The sequence below is a fragment of the Acinetobacter sp. ANC 4862 genome (assembly GCF_004336635.1).
Classification (GTDB): Bacteria; Pseudomonadota; Gammaproteobacteria; order Pseudomonadales; family Moraxellaceae; genus Acinetobacter.
In genome coordinates this window covers 89,542-112,638 of sequence record NZ_SJXH01000006.1, presented here as the reverse complement: position 1 = coordinate 112,638, position 23,097 = coordinate 89,542, and the positions used below count along the sequence as shown (strand labels likewise).

21 protein-coding genes are annotated in these 23,097 nt (G+C 39.1%); 13 read left to right on the top strand and 8 right to left on the bottom strand.

From position 1 onward, the window contains the following. Positions 1–36: 36 nt before the first annotated feature. On the top strand, positions 37–2,802 hold the full coding sequence (locus E0409_RS04570; protein ID WP_131288222.1) for a M16 family metallopeptidase: 2,766 nt from the start codon (positions 37–39) through the stop codon (positions 2,800–2,802). A gap of 82 nt (positions 2,803–2,884) precedes the next feature. On the opposite strand, the gene E0409_RS04565 is transcribed toward E0409_RS04570, so the two are convergent. The 3 genes from E0409_RS04565 to E0409_RS04555 form a co-directional block, all read right to left on the bottom strand. Next, the gene (locus E0409_RS04565) at positions 2,885–3,139 is read right to left on the bottom strand and encodes a hypothetical protein (RefSeq protein WP_131288218.1); all 255 of its coding nucleotides are present in this window, start codon (positions 3,137–3,139) and stop codon (positions 2,885–2,887) included. Positions 3,140–3,152: 13 nt separating this feature from the next. Continuing rightward, positions 3,153–4,217: an amidohydrolase family protein gene (locus E0409_RS04560; RefSeq protein WP_131288215.1), complete on the bottom strand. Its 1,065-nt coding sequence runs from the start codon at positions 4,215–4,217 to the stop codon at positions 3,153–3,155. Between the two features lie 123 nt (positions 4,218–4,340). Continuing rightward, entirely contained in the window at positions 4,341–4,736 is a 396-nt protein-coding gene (locus E0409_RS04555) for a DUF3144 domain-containing protein (protein WP_131288212.1), read from the bottom strand. Positions 4,737–4,845: 109 nt separating this feature from the next. On the opposite strand from E0409_RS04555, the gene E0409_RS04550 reads away from it, so the two are divergent. Next, a complete protein-coding gene (locus E0409_RS04550; protein WP_131288209.1) occupies positions 4,846–5,478 on the top strand; it encodes a hypothetical protein in 633 nt (210 codons plus the stop codon). A 34-nt stretch (positions 5,479–5,512) separates the two neighbouring features. Here E0409_RS04550 and E0409_RS04545 read toward each other — a convergent pair whose 3' ends face one another. Together E0409_RS04545 and E0409_RS04540 are read right to left on the bottom strand one after the other, a co-directional pair. Then, positions 5,513–6,973 (bottom strand): CYTH and CHAD domain-containing protein, encoded by a 1,461-nt coding sequence (locus E0409_RS04545; protein WP_131288206.1) that lies wholly within the window; start codon positions 6,971–6,973, stop codon positions 5,513–5,515. Between the two features lie 166 nt (positions 6,974–7,139). After that, complete coding sequence (locus tag E0409_RS04540) at positions 7,140–8,600, bottom strand: CYTH domain-containing protein (protein ID WP_131288202.1); 1,461 nt, start codon at positions 8,598–8,600, stop codon at positions 7,140–7,142. Between the two features lie 271 nt (positions 8,601–8,871). Between E0409_RS04540 and E0409_RS04535 the strand changes: the two genes are divergently transcribed. From E0409_RS04535 to E0409_RS04520, 4 genes are all read left to right on the top strand, one after another. Then, positions 8,872–9,255 carry an Mpo1-like protein gene (locus E0409_RS04535; protein ID WP_131288199.1) on the top strand — a complete coding sequence of 128 codons (384 nt, stop codon included), beginning with the start codon at positions 8,872–8,874 and terminating at the stop codon, positions 9,253–9,255. A 587-nt stretch (positions 9,256–9,842) separates the two neighbouring features. After that, a complete protein-coding gene (thiE, locus tag E0409_RS04530; protein ID WP_131288196.1) occupies positions 9,843–10,463 on the top strand; it encodes a thiamine phosphate synthase in 621 nt (206 codons plus the stop codon). 39 nt (positions 10,464–10,502) lie between these two features. Continuing rightward, positions 10,503–11,804, top strand: a complete 1,302-nt coding sequence (hemL, locus tag E0409_RS04525) for a glutamate-1-semialdehyde 2,1-aminomutase (RefSeq protein ID WP_131288193.1) — start codon at positions 10,503–10,505, stop codon at positions 11,802–11,804. A gap of 158 nt (positions 11,805–11,962) precedes the next feature. Beyond that, the gene (locus tag E0409_RS04520) at positions 11,963–12,379 is read left to right on the top strand and encodes a GlcG/HbpS family heme-binding protein (protein WP_131288190.1); all 417 of its coding nucleotides are present in this window, start codon (positions 11,963–11,965) and stop codon (positions 12,377–12,379) included. 223 nt (positions 12,380–12,602) lie between these two features. Here the strand turns inward: E0409_RS04520 and E0409_RS04515 are convergent, their stop codons facing one another. Together E0409_RS04515 and E0409_RS04510 are read right to left on the bottom strand one after the other, a co-directional pair. Continuing rightward, positions 12,603–13,079: a DUF8453 domain-containing protein gene (locus E0409_RS04515; RefSeq protein WP_131288187.1), complete on the bottom strand. Its 477-nt coding sequence runs from the start codon at positions 13,077–13,079 to the stop codon at positions 12,603–12,605. Between the two features lie 7 nt (positions 13,080–13,086). Beyond that, positions 13,087–13,320 carry a hypothetical protein gene (locus E0409_RS04510; protein WP_131288184.1) on the bottom strand — a complete coding sequence of 78 codons (234 nt, stop codon included), beginning with the start codon at positions 13,318–13,320 and terminating at the stop codon, positions 13,087–13,089. 235 nt (positions 13,321–13,555) lie between these two features. Between E0409_RS04510 and E0409_RS04505 the strand changes: the two genes are divergently transcribed. From E0409_RS04505 to E0409_RS04485, 5 genes are all read left to right on the top strand, one after another. Continuing rightward, entirely contained in the window at positions 13,556–14,266 is a 711-nt protein-coding gene (locus E0409_RS04505) for a phosphopantetheine-binding protein (protein WP_131288181.1), read from the top strand. 129 nt (positions 14,267–14,395) lie between these two features. Further along, on the top strand, positions 14,396–15,040 hold the full coding sequence (locus E0409_RS04500) for an RluA family pseudouridine synthase (protein WP_131288178.1): 645 nt from the start codon (positions 14,396–14,398) through the stop codon (positions 15,038–15,040). Between the two features lie 144 nt (positions 15,041–15,184). Then, positions 15,185–18,022 (top strand): RNA polymerase-associated protein RapA, encoded by a 2,838-nt coding sequence (gene rapA / locus E0409_RS04495; protein ID WP_131288175.1) that lies wholly within the window; start codon positions 15,185–15,187, stop codon positions 18,020–18,022. 151 nt (positions 18,023–18,173) lie between these two features. Beyond that, on the top strand, positions 18,174–18,440 hold the full coding sequence (locus E0409_RS04490) for a PAAR domain-containing protein (RefSeq protein ID WP_131288258.1): 267 nt from the start codon (positions 18,174–18,176) through the stop codon (positions 18,438–18,440). Between the two features lie 146 nt (positions 18,441–18,586). Further along, positions 18,587–19,414, top strand: coding sequence for an alpha/beta fold hydrolase (locus E0409_RS04485; RefSeq protein WP_131288172.1), 828 nt, complete (start codon positions 18,587–18,589; stop codon positions 19,412–19,414). Between the two features lie 52 nt (positions 19,415–19,466). Here E0409_RS04485 and fabR read toward each other — a convergent pair whose 3' ends face one another. After that, positions 19,467–20,162: an HTH-type transcriptional repressor FabR gene (gene fabR / locus E0409_RS04480; protein WP_131288169.1), complete on the bottom strand. Its 696-nt coding sequence runs from the start codon at positions 20,160–20,162 to the stop codon at positions 19,467–19,469. A 139-nt stretch (positions 20,163–20,301) separates the two neighbouring features. Between fabR and E0409_RS04475 the strand changes: the two genes are divergently transcribed. Further along, positions 20,302–21,372, top strand: coding sequence for a ferredoxin reductase (locus E0409_RS04475; protein ID WP_131288166.1), 1,071 nt, complete (start codon positions 20,302–20,304; stop codon positions 21,370–21,372). Positions 21,373–21,386: 14 nt separating this feature from the next. Then, the gene (locus E0409_RS04470) at positions 21,387–22,481 is read left to right on the top strand and encodes a fatty acid desaturase family protein (RefSeq protein ID WP_131288163.1); all 1,095 of its coding nucleotides are present in this window, start codon (positions 21,387–21,389) and stop codon (positions 22,479–22,481) included. Positions 22,482–23,097 lie beyond the last annotated feature (616 nt).

Sequence of the window (23,097 nt, the reverse complement as noted above, 5' to 3'; positions counted from 1 at the left end):
TAAAAATTCATATTGTTGAATAAAATTGGAATAATTATGTTAATGCGGTTTAAACAACTTACCATCTCTTTATTATTTGTCGGAATTAGTGCAACCGCTTGGTCACAACCTATTTTAGTAAAATCTCAACAAAAGATTGAAGAATATAAATTAGATAATGGTTTGCGTGTGCTACTTGCGCAAAATGACAAAGAAAATAAAGTGTTTATGAATACCGTTTATCTCACGGGTTCATTAAACGATCCACAAGGTAAAGGGGGATTAGCGCATTTATTAGAGCATTTGGCTTTTAAAGGGACACAGAATATTAAAGGCGAAGAGTTTCAGCGCCGTCTGGATCAATACACCTTAATGACCAATGCCAGCACCGATTATTACTCGACTAAATATACCAATATTATTCGTCCAGAACAGAATGCAATAAATGAAATGATTCATCTTGAAGCGGAGCGGATGGATAAACTGGTGTTGCAAGAAAAGTTTGTACCTTCTGAAATTTCAATTGTGAAACGCGAACGTGAAGTTCGGATGGATCAGCCTTTTTCCGTGATGATGGATCAAATGTGGAAGTCGGCTTATGGCAATCGATATCTGGGACGTCTGCCGATTGGCGACTTAAACGAATTACAGTCGATTAAAATGGACGAATTGAATAAATTTTACCGTACCTGGTATGCACCGAATAATGCCGTGATGGTGATTTCAGGTAAATTTGATAAAGCTGAAGTGTTAAAACAGATTGATAAAAACTTCAGTCCGATTGCAGCACGCCAAGTTCCAGCGCAAACTAAAGTTCCAGTACTTGATTCAGCCAAAATTCAGAACAGAAACTTTCTGGTACAAAAGGGCAGTGATCTGGCCAAATTCAATATTTACCTGAATGGCAAGAATGAAAAGATTAAATCTACACTCGCCTTAGCACCGTATTTATATACCATGCAGCCGAGCGGACATCTTTACCAAAGTGTGGTCGAAACAGGGGTAAGTACCGGGGTTCAGTCCACCACGTGGTTAGATCAGGACTTTAATTTGGTTTTCATGGGTGCTGTTTATGCCCCAAATCATGATGCGAAGAAAGTTCAATCTGAATTGGTTTCAGGGGTTGAAAAAAACAAGCCATTTAATGAAACCGAGCTGAATCGGGTAAAAAATCTGATTCAGAATCAGGCAGACAACATTCAGAGTAATGCCGCAGCATTGGGTGGGCGTTTGAGTGATTATTATGTCTCTTATCAAGGGAATTGGTCACAATATTTTACTGATCTGGATAATGTGAAAAAACTGAAGCTCTCTGAGGTCAATCAAACTTTAACCCAGTTTTTAGTCCCCGAACATCGTATTTCCGGGGATATCAAACCGACACCTGAAGATCAGAAAAAAGCACTAGAGCAGAAGCAAGCATCTGAACAGCCTAAGACTTTAGCTCAAAATGAGATTAAAGAAGAACCTTTAAAAGATAGTAGCGTCTATAAAAAAGAGGTTGCCGAATATGTCAAAATCTCAAAACAGTATTTAGTCGATACTGAAAAGAAAATTCAACGCGGAACATTGAAGAATGGCATTAAATACGCGTTGTATCCAACATCGACACGTGATGACAAAACCTATGCCACCATTTCTGTCGATTTTGGTACGGAAAAATCCTTATTTAATAAAGGTGAAGTACTCGATTTGATGGCGTATTTATTATTACGTGGATCAGACCAATATAGCTTGCAAGACATTGCCGATAAATCTATTGAAGCAGGTGGTGGCGCGACTGCAACAGCATCAGCCAATAGTATTACCATTCAAATTGTTGCGAAAAAAGAAAAGTTTGATGATTATTTTAAATTTATGATGCAGGTTTTGAAAAAGCCGAAGTTTGAACAGTCACAATTTGATTTGATTAAATCGCAAACTTTATCTGCATTGGATCGTCCTTATACCGAGCCGGAAACTGTTGCTGCGCTGACCATGACCCGATTACTGGAAACCTATCAACCGGGTGACTTGCGTTACCATTTTGAGCCGGATCTTGCCACGCAACAAATTAAAGCGGCAACAGTTGAGCAGGTGAAGAAGTTGTATCAGGATTTCTTCGTCAGCAACCATGCACAAATCGCGATTACGGGTGATTATCAAGCCAAACCGATGCTCAACTTAGTACAAAAGGAATTTGCGGGTTGGAAAGCACAGTTGCCATATCAACGTCTAAGCTCCGATTATCAAGCGTATCCAGCACAGAAAATTCATGCTTTGTCCGAACAGCGTGAGTTCGGCAGTTATCAATCTATTTTGACTTTCCCTGCGGGTGCAAATCATGCTGATGCTACAGCGTTAATCGCATTCAGCTATATTTTAGGGGATTCACAACTTTCTTCACGTTTAGCGCAAGAATTACGTGAAAAAAATGCACTGGTTTATGGTTTTGGCAGTGATGTTGAACTGGATGATTGGGTTGATTCAGGTGCATTAACCATTGAAGCCAATTATACGGCAGGTAAATCGGCACAAGTTTCACAAGGCGTGCGTAAAGTCTTAAATGACTTGCTGACAAATGGTGTGACCGAGCAAGAACTGGAAGCAGCAAAAGCCAATATTTTGAAAAAACGGGTCACCACTTTGGAAGATGAGCGCAATATTCATCAAATGTTAACGCCACAATTAGAACGTAATCGTGATTTATTGTTCCGTGAGAAACGTGATCAGGCGCTCGCAAAATTGACCAAAGCCGATGTGGATACCGTGATCAAGAAATACATGAAGCTGGATCAACTGGTTGAAGTCATGGCGGATCAGTATGGTAAAAAAGTAAAATAAAATGCTCGAACTTTTCTTAAGTGAAAATTTTAAAATCCTCCATGAGTGGGGGATTTTTTTATTCTTGTTTCAATATACTCAATTACGTTGCCCGATAGCTAAAGCCAATTCCACCGATGATGCCTGCAAGAACTGCCAATTGAGGATGCCATCCGTAGATTAAAAATAAGAATACATAGACACCGAAGCCCATTAAAATAGAGCCAATGGCGATGTCTGTATCAAATGGATGTTTGATGATTTGTTGATAATAGTAGGAAGTAATCCAACCACAACTTAGGATTAAACTAACACACCAAATTTTTTGACTTAAGCTGATATCGGTAATCTCAAACATGATGGGGTGTTCTTTAAAGCCGATAAAACTGCTTCGCATTGTGATGAAAGACTTGTTCTAATGCATTCGGGTCATAGGCTACAACTGCATCGCTAAAGGCATCAATAATATTCACCAATGATGAGCTGACACGATCCATCGGGAAGTTGGAAGCAAACATCACCCGATATGTACCAAAACAGTTGAGTACATGGCTAATCAGTGGCATGGCTAAATCATAAATTTCCTGTTTGCTGGCTAGACGATCCTGCTTATGGAATTGATGACCTAAGACAGGCATCAACAAGCCTGACATCTTGGTATAAACATTTGGACAGGTAGCCAGTTCAGCCATATCTTCTCGCCAGCGAATGAGAATGTTTTCCCGGGCTATTTTTGTCATTCCTGTCAGTGTTCCGACTTGACCAAAAAGCCCTGCAGGTGTTCCAAAATGATCCAGCACAATCGAGGTTTCAGGGAATTGTTTGGCTAAGGCAATCACATCACTGAGTTGAGTTGAATAGACCCAGGCATCAAAAGTTAAATTGGATTGTGCCAAGGCTTCGAAGCCTTTGAGAAACTTTTTATTCAAATATAAATGCGGCTCATCTGCCCAGGCATGAATGTTTTTGTCTTCATGCACTGCTGCCATTTTACGAATGCCTTTAAAACGCGGTGAGGCTTTTTGGTGTAGCTGTAAAATCTTTTTAAAATTACTGTCTCGTGGATCTGCTGTTGCAACAATACCGCCCAGTTTTACCGTCCCTAGGTCAAAGGGCAGAGATTCAATGAATTTTGTTTCACCTATCACACCTTTGCCTTTATTTTTATGCCAGTTGGCTTCTACATGTACCACTTGTTCGACCTGATAATGCCCAATATCTTGCATATAATTTTCAGGTAAATAAGGAGCGGTAATATGATTGGTGAGTCCGACCGTTTCAATGAGATCATCCGATTTCACCAGACGAACGAATTTATCGAGCAAGTAAGGATGCTTGCCCAGTAATTTAACTGCCAAAGCCGCTGCATGGGGCGTGTTATAGGGATCCCATTGGTGAATATGCGCATCAATAATTGCAAAATCCAATTGTCGCATGGGGTTATCCTTAATTCGGCAGCTCTCTGTTATAACCATACTGCAAAGTGGCATGGCTTTGAATGACCTTTTATCCAAAAGTAGCGGCGTAAAAAAAGCCCTTACGGGCTTTTCATTACATGATCAGTGTTTATGATCATCGTCATGCTTGTTGGCATGAAATTCTTCGTTATGACGGAAGCGAAGATAGTTTTCAAACTGTTCGCAGTATTCGTCATAGTTATCATCAAGCATCATCTGGAACTGTTGCATGATGTAAGACATGACTTGGTCTTTGGCATCACGCATTTCATTGCCATCTTTAAAGTTGTTGGCTGCCACCCAGGTATTAAAGCGGGCAGTACCAAACAACATTGCAGCACTGACTTGACCGCGCATTTCAGCTGGTTTGACTTGTGAACCTTTTTCAACACGACAAAAGTCATTTGCTTGTTTGATAAATTCATCAGCACGTTCAAAAAAAGCAGCATTTAACGCTTCTTCTTCGGTTACATCTGTTGCTTCAATCTTTTGAACCATGAACTTTTCCTGCAAAAACGATCTAATGGCATATTATAGGCAAAGCCTTGCAGAAACTAAACCTTTGGATTAATCTAAAAATAGCCTAAGCATAAAAATGGATAATTCAATGCAAGATGCCATTGCGGTACAAAGTCTAAAAAGTGACATTGCCTTATTGCGTCAAAACATTTGGCCACCGGCAAATTTGGCCAATGTGGAAGGCTTGCCGATTTATTATGGCTCGAAGTCAGAAGTCGAAGAATATTACCGGCAATGGACGGGCTTGATTGAAAGGGCGCAAGATTTGTTTCAACCCTTTATGGAAGATGAAACACTCGATGCAGTTCATTTACCCAGTCATTTAAATTTACCGTTGTTTTATTTTCATGTGGATCGAATCCGGATTAATAAAACCCGTGCCAAAGAGTCGAAAACCTTTCGCGGCATTGCTAACCTGATCGACAAGTGCGGACAATTTGAGCCTGAACAAATTCAAGCCATGAGACTCTGGTTAGACAGTGATGATACCGCTGCCTTGGTTGCACACCGTGAATTTGTTGATTTGCGTACCTATGTGTTTCAGCATGGGCAAAGTGAATATACGCGTACACGGTTTTATGTGAATGGCATTGTGTTAAGCACCGAGTCGCATTTTGAATTGGTCGATGCCCGAGATAAGCCTCGCAAACAGCGTAATGACAGTTATAGCGATCCACTGGCGGATAACAATACCTGGAAAATCTTTGGCAAATATCGCTAAGCAAATATGATATCGGAAATTTAAATTTCCAGTGTTACCAGAAAGTATCGGTTTTAGAATAAGTCTCTAAATGTTCTTGAGCTTGTTGCAGAATGTATTTCTTCTCATTCGCAATCCAGCCCAATATAAACCACACTTTTTGTTTGCGTTTAACCAAGTCTTGAAACATGACTTCAGCCACATTTAAATCATTAAATTGCCCCAAGCTTTCTTGAGCAGGTTTTAAATCTTTCAAGTAATTCTTTACCTCTTTGCCCGGATAGAGCGAAGCAATAAATTCGATGCAATAACGTAAGCGTTTGACCCGTTTACGAGTGCGATGCTGGGAGGGAATATCCAGATCCAGAAATTGATCGGCATCTTTGCAAATTTGTTGATGCAATTTCTGAAGTTTTTTTGCGATATCTTTTTTTAATCCAGATTTTTTCTGGTCTTTACTGGGCTGGTGTACAAATTGCAGTAAAACCAAGATTAAGTTGATCGAGTCTAAAGAACGCAAAGACTCCTCAATAGGAATGCTGTTTTCTTCAGGGGCATCCGGAAGTTGTAAAAAAGGCGCACCTGCTTGTTGCAGCTGAGGTAAAAGTCCTTCACTTAAAGCATCGCGGTCTCGGGTTGAACCGAGTTGACGAAACAGGGTGGTGAGTTGTTCTTGCCAATCAGGATCGACATCTGTTGACCAATCGCCGAAAATACGTAAGGCACTTCTTAAACGACGAATTGCGACGCGAGTTTGGTGAACATGCTCGCTATTATACTGTTCAGCTGCAATAGCTGTCGCATTCGGCAAAAGGTGTTGCAAGGCATTATTGACGATCTGTTTTAATGCACTATCTGTTGAATCTTTTTGATTTAGTTGTAATGGCATTGCAAATTGAGTGGGAAAAATCTCTAAATTTTGTGCCAGTAAATCTCCGCGTTGAGCTTTGCTTCTAACATCTAGCCATAAATGATATTGTTTAACCCAGGGCTGAATAAATTTGATTAGGTCTTTGATAGATCCTTGTTTTAGCTCAAATTCAATCTCATAAATTGCTTGTGTTTGATTGTCATGACGGATTTCACCGCGATCTAGACTGACTTCAATTTCGGCACGATTATAATGAACCACATACACCAGACGTTCTACTTCTGTTTCAAATTGCTTGATTAAATTTTTGGCCTGTTTGCCTAATACCTGTTGCAGCAATTTTTTTGCCTGAGAATTGGATTGATAAACCTCAAGATCTAAAGCAGGATGATCTAATTCACCTAAATCATTTTCTAATTCAAAACGTTCTAAATGATGACCGCTCGGAGCTTTTAAAGTTTGTATCCAGTGCGTGTCTTCAAGGCGTTGACGCAATGAGATTTTTTGCTCGGCTAGGTGCCGTTCTGGCGTATCGTAGTATTTTGCATATAAAGAAATCGGGCGAGCGTTCTTGGACAAAAATAATTGATAGATTTGTTTTTGTTGAGACAGCGGGATCTGAAATTTTAATTCTACTTCGAGCATGTCAAAACTCCTGGCGCTTTATCATTTCTGTTGTTATGACACTAATTGTAAGCCAGTTGTATAAAAAGAGCAGTGTGCGCTTGTAAAGAGATAAAGCGTATGCCTGAGATATAATGGAGATCATTAAAATATCGTGCAATACGCTTTGATTTAACTCTTTTATTTATTACTTAATAAATTTACGACTCACTAAAAATTGTTCTGTCGCTTCAAGTAAATTTTGTGCATAAACTTCCTGTTTCGCCGTCAGCCAGCCCAAAACGAACCAGTCACTGGCTTCAAGTTCAGTTTGCTGAATATAATCCGCAGAAGATGCCAAAATTTGATATTCACTTGCAGCGAGTTGTGCATCATTCAAAGCTTTGCTGTATTTCTGCAAATTTTTGACATCATAAATAGAGGTTAGAATAGGGAAGCTAAACTTTAATTCATGAATCTTGGTGGCTAATTTATCCAGGCTCTCAAAGTCAGCAATGTCGGCACTATTTAAACTGTCCTGCAATTTTTTGTATTGATTCTGCAAGGTATTTTGCGCAAACCATCTTAAGTCGTGAGATTGAGTTTTTTCTTCGGTGTCTAAACTAAACATCAACAATTCTAAATAGTGATGTACATTTTGAGTTGAGCGAACCAGGTTAGACAATTTTTCTTTGGCATATAAAATATCTTTGGTTAAGTTTGATGCGGTATTGGGGTTTTGTAAAAATACACCCAAAGTCGTCTGCATATGTTCCAAATGCTGTAAATGATCAAACTGCTGTTTAAATGCCCCCAGTTGCATGGCCCATTTGTCTGAAACAGCCTCATTCCAATCTTTAAATAACGATAGCGTTAAATTCAAATGATCTAGGGCAATTTGCGCTTGTTGAATATGTTCCTTTTCAGAAACCCCAGCTGAAATAGCGGCAATATTAGGCAACAAATGCTGTAACTGTTGGGCAATCAGCAAGCGTAAATTTTTATTGGCTGGATCTTTTTTGCTTAAAATAAATTCGTTGGCAGATTTTGCCGGACTGACTTTTTGAGTCGTCGCCAAAAGATTGCCGATTTCAGCTTTACTGCGGACATCGAGCCAAAGTTGGTATTTTTTAACCCATTCAAAGCTAAAGGCCAAAAGTGATTGTACCGAACCGGACTTTAATTCAAATTCTACTTCATGCACTTCACGCTGCGAAGTTTCAGTCCGTACTTCACCGACATCTAAACTCACTTCAATGTCGGTTTCTTCAAACTGAATCACGCGAAAGGTGCGCTGCATATCCGTCTCAAATTGTAATTTAAGTTGCTCTTGTGAGTCACCCAAAGCACCTTTTAAGATTTGCTGTGCTTCCGCATCTTGCTCATAAATACTTAGATCAAGCTGTGGGGCTTGTTCAAGTTCACCCAGGTCATAATTATGCTCAAAGCGGTGTAAATGGCTTTTTCCCGCAGCTTTTAAGGTTTGAATCCAGCGTGTACCTTCCAGTCGTTGGCGTAGGGCAACACCATGTTGGGAAAGCAGACGCTCTTCAGTGTCATAATATTTTGCTTTAAGTTGAATAATTTCCGATTTTTTAGGATCTAACGCTTTCAGTAAAGCATTACGTCTTGCTTCAGGAATTTGAAATTTTAATTCAACTTCGACCATGATCTTTCATCCTAATTTTTGATGCTATTTCAGCAATGAAACGCGTCATCTTTACGGTACAAATGCGTTATGAAATCTATTCTTTTATAGCGCTGGAATTGTATTCTTGATTTTAAGTCCCCGATTGTAACGAAAATGATTTTTCATGTAAGACTTGACGAAGCAATTCTTAAGTAATTGCTTTTGAAATGAACAAAAAGTAAGAGTAAACTAAGCTTTTATTTGTGCAAAATATACGCTAACGTAAATAAAAATAATCGGGATGATGACAATGAATGGACTTATCAAGCTAAAATTTGAACACAACCCAGAACCAGAATTTCAGCTTCCGATTCAAAACTATCATGAATTTTATCGGTTTTATTTGACCGAGCACCGCAATATCACCAGTCGCCGTTTGCATGTGTTTGGAAGTAGCGTCGGTGTGTATTTCTTTACTCAGGCCATTCGCCAAAGAAAACCCAAATATTTGGCTTATGGTTTATTGTCTGGCTATGCCTGTGCATGGGTAGGACATTTTATGTTTGAGAAAAATAAACCAGCCAGTTTTAAACAACCCCTGTATAGCTTTATTTCGGACTGGCGTATGTTATCTGACGTATTACGTGGAAATCTGAGTTTAAATGATCGTTCACTGGATAAAATTCCAAGTTAATGAATTAGGTATTTTTGTGGATAACAGTTGCTGTATCAAAAACCAAGTTTTACTTTCAGATAAAATAATACAGAATTTTTAATAACTAAGGCTTGCAAAAATAGAGTGTATATTCTATTAATGATTTTGTGCTTATTTAATTCATTTCTCAGATTGAATAAACAAAGTAATCTTAAAGTTTTCCAAGCCTAGAGCGACCTTTCTCTGGGCTTTTTTTATTGATTTATTTAAGTTGAATTTGATCGTGAATTGAAAAAGAGAGTGACTCTCTAATCCTTCGTTCGCTTCCCCAAGCGCGTTTTATAACAAAGAATTAGAAAGTCAGATCGTAGCTCCAAGTTTTATTCTTATATTGTAGTTGTTGTTTATTGTTATTCTGTAGACTAATTAAATCGTTTAATTCACACATGATCTATCACTGAAAATAGGTATTTTTTCACTTAATGGTAAAAAATATGAGAACTGTGACTATTTTCTAATTTTTTTAAAATTTATCAGTAACAATCCATTTGTATTTGCTTGAGATGAGCTGAATCTTGCTCTTGATATGCATATAATAAGACAGTTCTAGTTTTGGCAGCTTTTTTATGCGCGGTTTATATTTAATTACCAATGATGATCCTTTAGAGCTTTTATTGGCGAAGTTGGAAGGTGCAATGGCCAATGGCGGCATTGCGGTCTTGCAATATCGTCGTAAAAAAATCGCCAAAGAGGATCAAATTTACGAAATCGAGTATATGAAAGCCATGTGTGCTGAATACCGTGTGCCTTTTGTCATTAACGATGATCTTGAAATGGCGGTCAAATACGGGGTAGGTGTGCATTTGGGCCAGGATGATGGCTCTATTGTCGATGCTGTTGCGCGTTTGCCTCAAGGTGTGTTGATTGGCCGCAGCTGTAATAACTCACTTGAGCTGGCTGAACAGGCGATTGCAGATGGCGCAAATTATGTGGCATTTGGTGCGATCTATGCCACCGACAGCAAACCTGAAGCAGGTAACATTGGCTTGGAAACCTTAAGAATTGCCAAAGAAAAACTCAATGTACCCCTCTGTGCGATTGGCGGTTTAACCGTTGAAAATTCCAACGAAGTCATTGAATCAGGTGCAGATTATTGCGCAGTGATTAGTGATATATTGGGACTTCCTATGCATGCCATTCCTGAACGTTTAGATGAATGGTCTGCGCTTTTTCAAGCTACAGCATAAAATATTTTTGATAGATTTAATTTTTAGTCGAGTGCCTTCATGAGCTTATCTCCAAAGCAAGAACAATTGTTCAAACAAGCCAGCAAACATATTCCAGGTGGTGTGAATTCACCTGTACGTGCTTTTAATGGGGTGGGTGGTACGCCTGTATTTATTGAAAAAGCCAAAGGTGCGTATTTGTTCGATGTCGATGGTAAACGCTATGTCGATTACGTGGGTTCATGGGGGCCGATGATTTTAGGACATGCACATCCAGCAATTATTAAAGCCGTTCAAGATGCTGCTGTAGATGGTTTAAGCTTTGGTGCGCCAACAGTTCATGAAACCACACTGGCTGATATTATCTGTGAAATTATGCCATCAATTGAGTTGGTTCGTATGACCAACTCAGGTACGGAAGCGACCATGACCGCGATTCGTCTGGCACGTGGTTATACCGGTCGTGACAAGATTGTAAAATTTGAAGGCTGTTACCACGGTCACTCAGACTCGCTTTTAGTTAAGGCAGGTTCAGGTATGTTGACCAGTGGTGAAGGTGAAGCGACTTCTGCGGGTGTGCCTGCAGATTTTGCCAAGCATACGCTTACGCTTCCATACAATGACATTGCGACTTTAAAAGAATGCTTTGCCAAATTTGGTCATGAAATTGCCGGGGTGATTGTTGAACCGGTTGCAGGCAACATGAATTTGGTGAAACCGATTGATGGTTTCCTGCAAGCGATTCGTGATGTATGTGATGAACATGGTTCAGTGTTTATTATTGATGAAGTCATGACAGGTTTTCGTGTCGGTCTTGGCGGTGCGCAAGCACATTATGGCGTAACACCTGATTTAACCACATTGGGTAAAATCATCGGTGCAGGTCTGCCGGTGGGTGCCTTTGGTGGTAAACGTGAAGTGATGGAATGCATCGCGCCATTGGGTAAAGTTTATCAGGCAGGGACATTATCAGGTAATCCGTTGGCGATGCGTGCCGGTATTGAAATGTTCAAACATTTACGTGCCGAAGGTTTTTATGAAAATTTAACCGCACAATTAGAAAAATTGCTTGCCGGTTTGCAAGCGGCTGCGGATGAAGCAGGCATTCCATTCAAGACTCAACAAGTGGGCGGTATGTTTGGTTTGTACTTTACAGATCAAGAAGACATAACCAGTTTTGATTCAATGTTGAAATGTGATGTTGCTGCTTTCCGTAAGTTTTTCCATGGCATGTTAGACCGTGGTGTGAACCTTGCACCATCTGCATTTGAAGCAGGCTTTATCTCAAGTGCACATTCGGATGAAGATATTGCCTATACGATTCAAGCTGCTAAAGAAACCTTTGCAGAAATGAAAGCTTAAGTTTTAAATCCTCCCTAACCCTCCTTTTCAAAGGAGGGAATTTTAAGTTTCTTAATTTTGAAATTTCCCCTCTTTATTAAAGAGGGGTTAGGGGAGATTTGTAATTCAAAATTTATAATTTACTTATAATACTTTGTATAAATTAGGGATATTTACTTATGCAAACTAAACATTATTTAACTTTGACTGATGCAGAGTTTTTATTAAATCACGCACATCAATATGCGATCGAAAATCAGTTTAATGTCAGTATTGCCGTGGTTGATGAAACAGGTACTTTACTTGCGATGAAGCGTCTGGATGGGGCTTCACCGATGACTGCAAATTTATGTTTAGAAAAAGCCAAATGTTCAGCCATGAGTCGCCGTCCATCTAAGTTGTTTGAAGATATTATTAAGGGCGGTCAAATGGGCTTTCTAACGATGGATAGCTTTTCAGGCATGCTTGAAGGTGGTGAGCCGATTATGTATGAAGGGCAGTTGGTGGGTGCGATGGGTGTATCGGGCGTAAAATCGTTTCAGGATGCGGAGATTGCACAGCAGGCGATTGAGAAGTTTTTGGCACAACTTGGCTAATATTTATGATTTGATTTTGTATGGTTTTCCAAGTTTAATTTAATAAAATCCCGGAAAGTTATATGAAAACTACTCATGGAATGTGATAATTCACAAGAGAAACCCAATTGGGTATGATTGGGTTTTAGTTGTAGGGTTAAGTTGATAAATAAAAATAAGTTGTATGAATAATTCGTGTAATGACCATTATGTTAATTTTAGAACAATTAAACAAATAACAGTATTAACTAACTATTTCGATATCTTTTGAGTTTCGTTTTGCAAATTGATCATCCCAAGTAATCCTAACAGTAAACTTACTTGGAAAATCCATACCTCTTGAATATGAAAGTTTTCCTGAATGTCCTGAGACAATATTCATAGGGAAAATTTCATCGATATCCCAAAAACATCCACGATAAGCACTACCAATTAAAATTTCTAAATAGACATTTTCAGCAGTAGCCTTGCCAGTATTAGTTATTATCAACTGATAATTGCCTTTTGCTCCTATTTTGTATGCTCTAATCTCAGCCTTGTTTTGTTCATTAGAGTGCTCTTTTTCTTTAGTAATCAAAAGACTATTAATCTCTACCTGCTGTTCTAAAATTTTCTTGTTAAGCTTTTTAAAAGAGAAAAAGCTATAAATCGAAAATATTATTGATATACCTGCAAAAATTGCCGAAATTCCAGCTATTGTAATTTCCCAATTAATATTCATTAATTACTTATTTCCATCCTTTACCTTTGAATATATTTTTCATTTTTTTAGCTAAATCTTTTGCTATCTGATTAGTATCTATCTTGTCTGCAATATTATTTTGTTCAATTAGTTCATCTTTATGAAGCTTTAAATCACAAGTACCACACGTAACTATTTCATTTTCATCAATAGAAAAAAAGGTACTATCACAATTTGGACAAACTAAAGTAATCTGTTGATCTGGAATATTGAGTTTCATTTTTATAATATCTTGAATTAAATGATAAATTTATAAAACTTATCCTTTAATAACAAGAGGAAAGTAAAAGCGATACGACATTAAATGTCGTGCATAATATTCTATTTAACATAATTGTCGTTATAAAAAACTATTTTAATGTATCACTCTATAATCATTTGTATCACTACATAAAAGATGAACTAGAATATGAGCAAGTAAGTTGTATCTGTTCCTTTATTTCTAAGAGTCTCCCATGCTGTACCCAATGCCCAAGAAAATTCAACTTGCACCCTCCCAAGCCAAATGGCAACTTGCTGCTGCAAATTCAGTATTGGTACTTGTCGGATTGCAAAATTTGCGGATGCAGGCAGCGATTCAAGATACAGACCTGATGGCAAATCTGATCCAGATCAGCAATAAAGCCAAAGCATTAGACATTCCGATTGTTGATTTGTATGGTGATGACTTGATGCAAGGTATGCAGCAACTTGGGGAATATGCATCATCGAATCCACAAATGATATTTGCAGGACAGGTGAGTCCGATGCTCAAGCAGATATTGCCGCATTTACAAAGTGTGACTGAACATATTTGTGTGGTTGATGATGCAATTTTATTGTCGAATCACGATCAGCATATCCAGTGGATAGAAAATATCTCGGCACAAGGTTTGCACCACATGAATAGCTATAGTTTGGCTCGGCTATGGGATTTAAGTGCGCCGTCAAATTATGTGCTTTCAACCAAGGGGATTATGCTTGCCGTTGCAGAGCAGTTGAACATGGATGCACTTGAAATTGATCCTTATGTCGATTTGAAACAATATGGTTTGGATTCTATCGCCATTGTGACTTTGGTGGGTGTTTGGCGCGTGCATGGTGCAAATGTAGGTTATGAAGATGTTGTAGAACATGCTTCTTTGCATGATTTGGTGGGTTTTATATTGCAATCAGCACATTCATAACGCGAGATTGAAATAATTTTTGAGCAAAATCGGAAAATCCGTCGCCAATTGTAGTATTGCGCATTGTAATTCTGCGCCAAGCTTTCTATCATTGCCGGCTTGTTTTCGCGATCAGCCTGGGATTGAACATTGAGTAATTTTCTAACCGAACACCTGATACATTGTGACGAAGATTTTATGGTGATCCATAAACCTGCAGGTGTACTCACCGTTCCCGGTAAAACTGAAGATTTACAAGATTGCGTGATCAACAGATTATTAAAAATAGAACCCAAAACCTTACTGATTCATCGTCTGGATCGTGATACTTCAGGTATCCTGGTGTTTGGTCTGACCAAATGGGGACAAAAAACCATTTCCCGTCAGTTTCAAGAACGCCAAACAGAAAAAACCTATCAGGCAGTTGTTGCCGGACATCTTGAAGGCGAAGGCACGGTTGATGTCCCAGTGATTTACGATCCTGAACATCCGCCTTTACATATTGCCGCTCCAGATCACAACAAGCCTGCACTCACGCATTGGCAAGCCATCGAACATTTTGAAATTCAAGGGCAGACGGTGACGCGTGTCAAACTTACTCCCGTTACAGGTCGTTCACATCAGCTTCGTGTACATATGCAGTATCTTGGTCATCCGATTGTCGGTGATACGTTATATGCAACACCAGAGCAGCAACAGTTGATTCCTCGACTGTGCTTGCATGCTGAACACTTGAGTTTTTACCATCCTCAAACAGAGGAACGTGTGGAGTTTTATTATCCTGTTCCTTTTTAAGGTAAAAACTTTTTAATCGTCATCGATTTTGCGCACTTTTTAGTGGGCTTTATGTCAAAATATATTGCTTAAAGACCTGTTTTCTTGCTCAAATACTAAACAGGTTTTGAGTTTAAAAATAAGTCTCCTCATTTTTAGATAAAGGTGGAAAAATTGCATCAGTTTGCTATTGGTCAGCGTTGGTTATCAGATACAGAAACAGAGCTTGGATTAGGGGTTCTCATTGATGTAGATGAACGATCGGTTAGCATCTTATTCCCGAAGAGTGATGAAACACGTGTTTACGCACGTAACAATGCACCTTTATCGCGTATTGTTTTTAACATTAAAGATGAATTGCAGGATCAGGAAGGCACCAAGTGGCTGGTTGAGTCTTTTGAAGACCGTCATGGCGTAGTGCGTTATAACGTGATCCGTACCCTGGAAGATGGTACTGAAGAACGTAAAGCTTTAAATGAAACCCGTGTTGGTGCACATATTCAGCTTTCAAAACCGCTGGACCGTTTGCTTGCCAGCCAGGTGGATTATAAAGAATGGTATGACCTTCGTATTGAAGCCTTGATGATGCAAGCCAATATGAAATCTAGTCCATTACGCGGCATGGTAGGTGCGCGTGTGGGACTGATTCCACATCAATTGTATATTGCCCATGAAGTTGGTCAGCGTTTTGCGCCGCGTGTTTTACTTGCCGATGAAGTAGGCTTGGGTAAAACCATTGAAGCAGGCTTGATCATTCATCAGCAGCTTAAAACCGGTCGTTCTGAACGTATCCTGATTTTAGTTCCAGATTCACTGCAATATCAGTGGATGATTGAGATGCGCCGCCGTTTTAATCTACAGTTCTCGTTATTTGATTTAACCCGTACTGCATCGATTAAAGAACACGATCCAGATTTAAATCCATTCCTGACTGAGCAATGCATTATTGCCAGTGTGGATTTGATGGTCGATCATGAAGATTTACGTGAACAAGCGTTAGAAGCAGGCTTCGATCTTCTTGTCGTGGATGAAGCACATCACTTGATGTGGAGCGAAGAAGAAGGTGGTAACGACCGTTACGATCTGGTTGAAGAACTTGCTGAAAAAACTCCGGGTGTGTTACTGCTTACAGCAACACCAGAACAACTGGGTGTAGAAAGCCATTTTGCACGTTTACGTTTGCTTGATCCGCAGCGTTTTAGTTCACTCGACCGTTTCTTGGATGAAGAAGAGCAATATCATCACACTGCGAAAATTGCTGAAGTGTTGATGTCAGATCTGCCTTTGGAACCAGCACATTTGGCTGCAATTGAAGGTTTATTGGGGCATAGCATTCAGGATGAGCCAGAACAGCGTTTCCGTGCTATTCATGAATTGTTGGACCGTCATGGTACAGGTCGTATTTTATTCCGTAATACCCGTGAAGCCATTCAAGGTTTCCCGGGTCGTGACTGTCAGCCTGCTGCTTTACCTGCACCAGCAAACTGGTCGAAAGACGGCAAGCTACGTGAACAAATGTGGCCTGAAGAAGCACAGCTTGATGGCGCCTGGATGGAACATGATCCGCGTGTGATGTGGCTGATGGAAATGCTGCGTACCCAGCTGAAACACAAAAAAGTGTTACTGATCGCGCGTAGTGGTCCAGTGGTTGAAGCTTTAGAAAGTGTGCTTCGTTTACATGCAGGCATTCGTACTGCCATGTTCCATGAGGGTATGAGCTTGCTTGAGCGTGACCAAGCTGCGGCTTATTTCGCTGAAGATTCTTACGGTGCACAAATCTTACTCTGTTCTGAAATTGGCTCAGAAGGACGTAACTTCCAGTTTGCCTCTGACTTAATCCTTTTTGACTTGCCAGCAAACCCAGATATTCTAGAACAACGTATTGGTCGTTTGGATCGTATTGGTCAAGAAAACCGTATTCAAATTCATGTGCCTTATTTAGCTGGTACAGCGCAAGAGCGTATGTTCCGTTGGTATAACGAAGGTTTAAATATCTTCAGTAATATTTCACCAACTGCGCAAACCTTGCAAGAAAACTTCATTGCTAAATTAAAAGGCTGTTTATTGTCCGATTTGGGTCAACAGTTTGAAGATTTGCTTGAAGAAGTTAGTGTTCAGCGTGAAGCTTTAGAAGCCGAATTACAGGAAGGTCGTGACCGCTTGCTTGAATACAACTCATGTCGTCCAATCGTGGCGCAAGAAATTGTTCAAGCGCTTGAAGACTATGATGACAACACCACTTTGCCAATGTTTATGAAGCGCTTCATGGCATCGACAAATATCGATTTTGATGAGCAAAGCAATGGTACCGTGATCATCAAGCCAACAGATCAAATGCAAGTGCAAGGTTTGTCTTTGGATGAAGAAGGCATGACTGCGACTTTCTATCGCGATCAGGCACAAGTTCGTGAAGATGCACAGTATTTAACTCTTGAACATCCATTCACTGAAAGTGTGATGGAAATGATTAATACCCAGTCATTTGGTAGTACCAATGTTGCACTGTTAAAATCGAATGCACTTAAACAGGGTTCTTTGTTGTTAGAAGTGTGGTTTAAAGTGGATGTCATTGCACCGAAAGCATTGAACCTGCCTTCAAGTTTGCCTCAACAGTTGATTCGCGTATTGCTCAGTGAAACCGGTCAGGACTTGTCTGCCAAGATTGATCCAAGTATCTTAAAACCGTATTTGCATCATTTAGATAGTAATAGCTGCCGTCAGGTAGTGAAAGCACGCCGTGATGTGATTGAACAACGTTATGCACAGGCACTTGATATTGCTAAAACAGCATTACCTAACTTCAAGCAACAAGCCAAAGAAGTGTATGGTAATAAATGGCAATATGAAATTGATCGTTTAACTTACTTGAAGCAATTTAATCCAAGTATTCGTGAAGATGAAATTGCACGCCTGCAAAAATTTCAATCGGAAGGCATTAGCTTGCTTGATGGTTTATCTGTAACACCAGAAGCGATTCAGGTGTTGGTTGTGGTTAAACCATAATCTTAACACTGATTTAAAAGCACCTTAGGGTGCTTTTTTATTGCTTAAAATTCTCTAAGTCTGATTTGTGTGAACAATGGAAGATATAAAGCCTAGAAGTAATCTCATGTTAAAATGGCGCATAAATTTTATAAATCAAATTAGAATAATGATGGCTAAATCTTTAGTGACCATGGGTTCTTTAACCTCACATGGCGGCATTGTCTCAGAATGCGAAAAAACATTTATCATTAATGGAATTGCAGTGCATTTGCATGGAATGAAACATTACTGCCCTAAATGCCAGGCTGTGGTGTCTGCAATTGCAGCAGATCAATCAAGCGTAGTGCAAGGAAGAGGGATTGTTATTGCCGGAGATAAAACGACGTGTGGCGCAACTTTTTTAGGTAATCAGGCTTTAGTTGTTTCAAAGAAGTAAGCGTGAGCGCGTTAAAAAATATTTTTGATGGAAAGAAAGACTGACTTAGAAGTCAGCTTATCCATGATTTAGTGATTTGAATCAAGCAGGCTTTTCCTTAAGCTATCAGCACATGAATAGGTTTAATCAGGGAAGAGCAGAGCGATATGAAGGATTTATCATTTAAAAAGACTGCGATTCATTTTACCCATGCCAATGGAATTCCTGCGCCAAGTTATCAAAAGTTTTTCACTTGCTTTGAAGATGAATTTGATTTGAGGTCCATTCCGATGATTGGACTGAATCCGCAATATCCCATAACTCATGACTGGCGTTATTTAGTCGATCAAATTATTGATGATATTGAACAGAAATTTCATGGAAGAAAGGTCATAGGTCTGGGGCATTCTTTTGGTTCATTACTCACGCTCATGAGTGCCTATAAGCGTCCTGATTTATTTTCACAATTGGTGATTATGGATCCACCGTTTGTGATTGGTTCGAAGTCCCCCATGTTTGAAATTGCAAAAAAATTAAAACTCAAAGCAATCGATCAATTGACCCCGGCAGGCATCACCCTGAATCGAACCGATCACTGGGAAAATCATGAGCAAGCCTATGCTTCCATGCGGCATAACCCGTTATTTAAACATTTTGATCAAAGCTGTTTTCAGGATTTTTTAGCCTGTGGTTTGCAACCAGATATTCAACGTGGAGGCTTAACTTTGGCAGTGCCCAAAAGTATTGAAGCCGAAATTTTTAGAACGGTGCCTGCATGGTGGTGGCGTACGCCGAGGAAAGCACCGGCTGTGCCTGTGCATTTAATTAGTGCGCAGAATAGTCCATTTTACAAGCAAGGTTTTCCGCAAGGGATGCAAAAGACCTATCAGATTGATTATAGCTTGATGCAAGGCGGGCATATGTTCCCATTGGAACAGCCTGAAAAAACCGCTGAACTGGTTAAATATATTATTGCTCAACAGAAAAGCATTTAAAGATAGAGGAAGGATTCAATATGTCAGGATTGAATCCTTAAATATTTGAGCATTAGCGAATTTTCGCTTCATCCAAATGACGTGCACCTTCTAAAAGCATGCGAATCATAATCATGGTTTGTTCTGCAATTTCTTTGCGTTCAATCATAGGCATATCAATCACTGTCGCACCCATATTAAACACCAATTGGGTAATCGCTTTTGCAACAATGTCAGGATGAAACAATTTACTGTGATTCAGACGTTCTAAGCGAATGAGATCTTCTTGTAGTTCTTGCTGGAAATAATTTAATTGACGCTCTACTGCTAATTTGTATGAAGCAGAACCGGTATAGGCTTCACGAAGCAATAAGCTTAAATTTCCTTCATCGGCATCTAACTGCTCAATAAAAATTTCAACTGAACTTCGAATAATACTGTTTTGTTTGGAGGCCTTTAAGCGCGCTTGGTGCAAAATTTGACGTAATACAATCCCGGCACGATCAATCAGCTCAATCGCAAGTTCATCTATATCTCTGAAATGCCGATAAAAACTGTTGGGCGCAATGCCAGCTTCACGCGCAACTTCACGTAGGCTCAAGGAAGAAATGCTTTTTTGCGGTCCAATTAAGTTCAATGCAGCTTGAAACAGCTCTTCTTTGGTAATGGTTGCTTTTCGTCCTACAGTACGGACGGTTACCGGTTCATGAACAACATTCTGTTTATCAACAGGAGCATCAATATTTTTTTTGATTGAAGACGGGTTCATATTTTTCAAGGGATTAGAGATACGAAAACATTATAACGGTTGCATTGCAACTTGGGAAATGAATAGAAACAATACAAATATATATACAAGTATATATACATGTGTATAATAATTAAAAATCGATCGCGTGGTACTGACTATGCATGTTGTAGAAAAAATGAAAAAATCTCCCCTAAGTTCACTGGCTGAAAGCGTTATTGACCAGTACGCAGCTGATTTCTGGTTGCAAAAAATCAATCCCCTTTGGTCAGTCAATCAGGCCTTGGGTAAAATTGTCCAAAAAGAAAATTCTGCGCAAAATATGATGAGTTTAACCATTCAGGTGAACCGTCATTTTAAAATGGGGCAAGCAGGGCAGCACCATCCGGTTTTTGTGGAAGTCAACGGTGTTCGCTATGAGCGTAGCTATAGTCTGACGCAGCTTGATACTCAACATGTCTTATTAACAGTTAAAAAAGTTGATCAGGGCAAAGTCAGCTCCTGGCTGGTTGAACATGCTCAAGTTGGCGATATTCTTGAATTTGGTCAGCCTTATGGGGACATGCTGTTACCAGAGCAGGCTCAACCGATGATATTGCTTGCGGCGGGTAGTGGTATTACCCCAATGCTAAGTTTACTCAAAGCACTCTCTAAAACAGATCGCATGACTCAAGCACCAATCCAGCTGTTGTATTGGGTTAAGCAATATGCTGATGTTGCTTTTAAAGCACGTTTTGAACAACTGGCTGAACAATATCCGAATTTTTCTTTTCAGGTTTTTTATACTCAGGAAGAAGATGCGGGCAAACGCTTAAACCAGGACCATTTGGCTTTGGTGAATAATATTGAAAATAGTCTGGTGTATGCTTGCGGTCCATCCGGATTTGTTGCACAGGCGGAACAGCTGTTTGCAAATGCACAGAGTTTCAAAAGTGAAGCTTTCAGTATGACCCCGGTTGAAAATTCGGATATTGGCTTTGTTAACATAACCTTATTGAAATCCAATAAAGTACTGGTCATCCCTAAAGGTCAGTCTATTCTGAGCAGTCTGGAACAACAAAATATTAAACCTACTCATGGTTGTCGCATGGGCATTTGTCATAAATGTGTGTGTAATAAAGTTGAAGGTTCAACTAAAGATCTAGTGAATGGTAGTCAAAACTCCGAACCTGGTAATTTATTAAAAATCTGTGTCAATTCAGCACAGTCTGACCTTGTCATTGATTTATAAGTGAGATAAATATCATGAATATGCCTGTTAAAATAGAATATTTTAAAAATCCGAAAAATGGTGAGCTCACACAATCTCAATTAGATGATTTGGCTCGTGAACTGGATGCGATTAAACAAGAAGTGCTTGATGATATCGGCGAAAAGGATGCGGAATATATCCGCCGAGTTTATTCAACCATCCGTTATGCTTCCATTGCCGGACGTGCCTGTTTATTTGCAGGCTGGTTCCCGCCAGCATGGGTATTAGGTACCGGTTTACTGGGCTTTGCCAAAATCATGGAAAATATGGAGCTGGGGCATAATGTCATGCATGGTCAATATGACTGGATGAATGATCCTAAATTCTATGGTCCAACGTTTGAGTGGGATATTGTCGGGACAGCAGATAACTGGCGCCAAACCCATAACTATAAGCACCATACCTATACCAATATTAAAGGGATGGATGATGATATCGGTTATGGTTTACTTCGTCTGTTTCCTGAGCAGCGCTGGAAGCCGGGTTATTTATTGCAGCCAATTTATAGCATTCCATTTTGCCTGCTGTTCCAGTGGGGCGTAGCCATCCAGAATCTTGAAATTGGTAAGGTTTGGAAAGGACGTAAATCTAAGGAACAGGCCAAGAAAGAATGGCAACCCATGCAGAAAAAAATTGGCAAGCAATTGTTTAAAGATTATGTATTCTTCCCGTTGATTGCCGGTCCAGCAGCTTTACCTGTATTTACAGGTAACCTGGTGGCGAATGGTATCCGTAACATCTGGACATTCAGTATTATTTTCTGTGGTCATTTTACTAAAGATGTGGAAGTGTTCCCGAAATCGGTACTGGAAAATGAAAGTCGCGGTCATTGGTATATGCGCCAGATTCGTGGCTCATCAAACTTGACAGGTTCAGAAGCATTCCATATTTTGACAGGTCACTTAAGTCATCAAATCGAGCATCACTTATATCCGGATATTCCGGCGCGCCGTTATCGTAAAATGGCGCCTAAAGTTCAGGCAGTTTGTGAAAAATATGGTTTAAATTACAATAACGCCAGCTTGGTTAAACAGTATGGCAGTGTGCTTAAACGTATCGTTAAATATGCTTTTCCATTCAAGAAGTAAATAAAATTTAAATAGATGGGAAGATCATTTAAGTTGTGAAAGCGATTTGAACTGCGATAAGACGCGATTTTCTCATCTAGCCAAATTCTTAACTAAAAGTGACTTTGAAAGAGCCACTTTTTATATTTGAGGAATAGGTCAAACATTTAACTCATACAGTAGACTGTTTCAAAAAAATACTTTTTTTAATTTATTGTAAAAATTTGTTTAATTTTTTTCAAAAAAAACATGAAATTTCTTATTTTGAGCATTTTTGCTATTGTTAATATTTGAAAATTAAAGTTAATAAAAAAAAATTTCTTATGCACATCTTGTTATAAAAATACTTGCAAACTATTTAGTTAAAGAATTTATATATTTTTTATACATTTTTTTTATCCTTTTGAAAAATAAAATAAAATTATTGATTTAACATATTTTATGAGAGCTAAATATAAGTAATTATTTAATATTAAATGTAGTTTAAAATAATAATCATTATTGATAGTGTTAATAAAATTTTGTTTGTAAAACAAAAAATGAGCATTTCTACAAATTAAACCTTAATTGTTTTATGGTATTTTTACAGATAGTTACAGACTGTAAGAGATTAATAAAATGTATATAAATAGAAAGA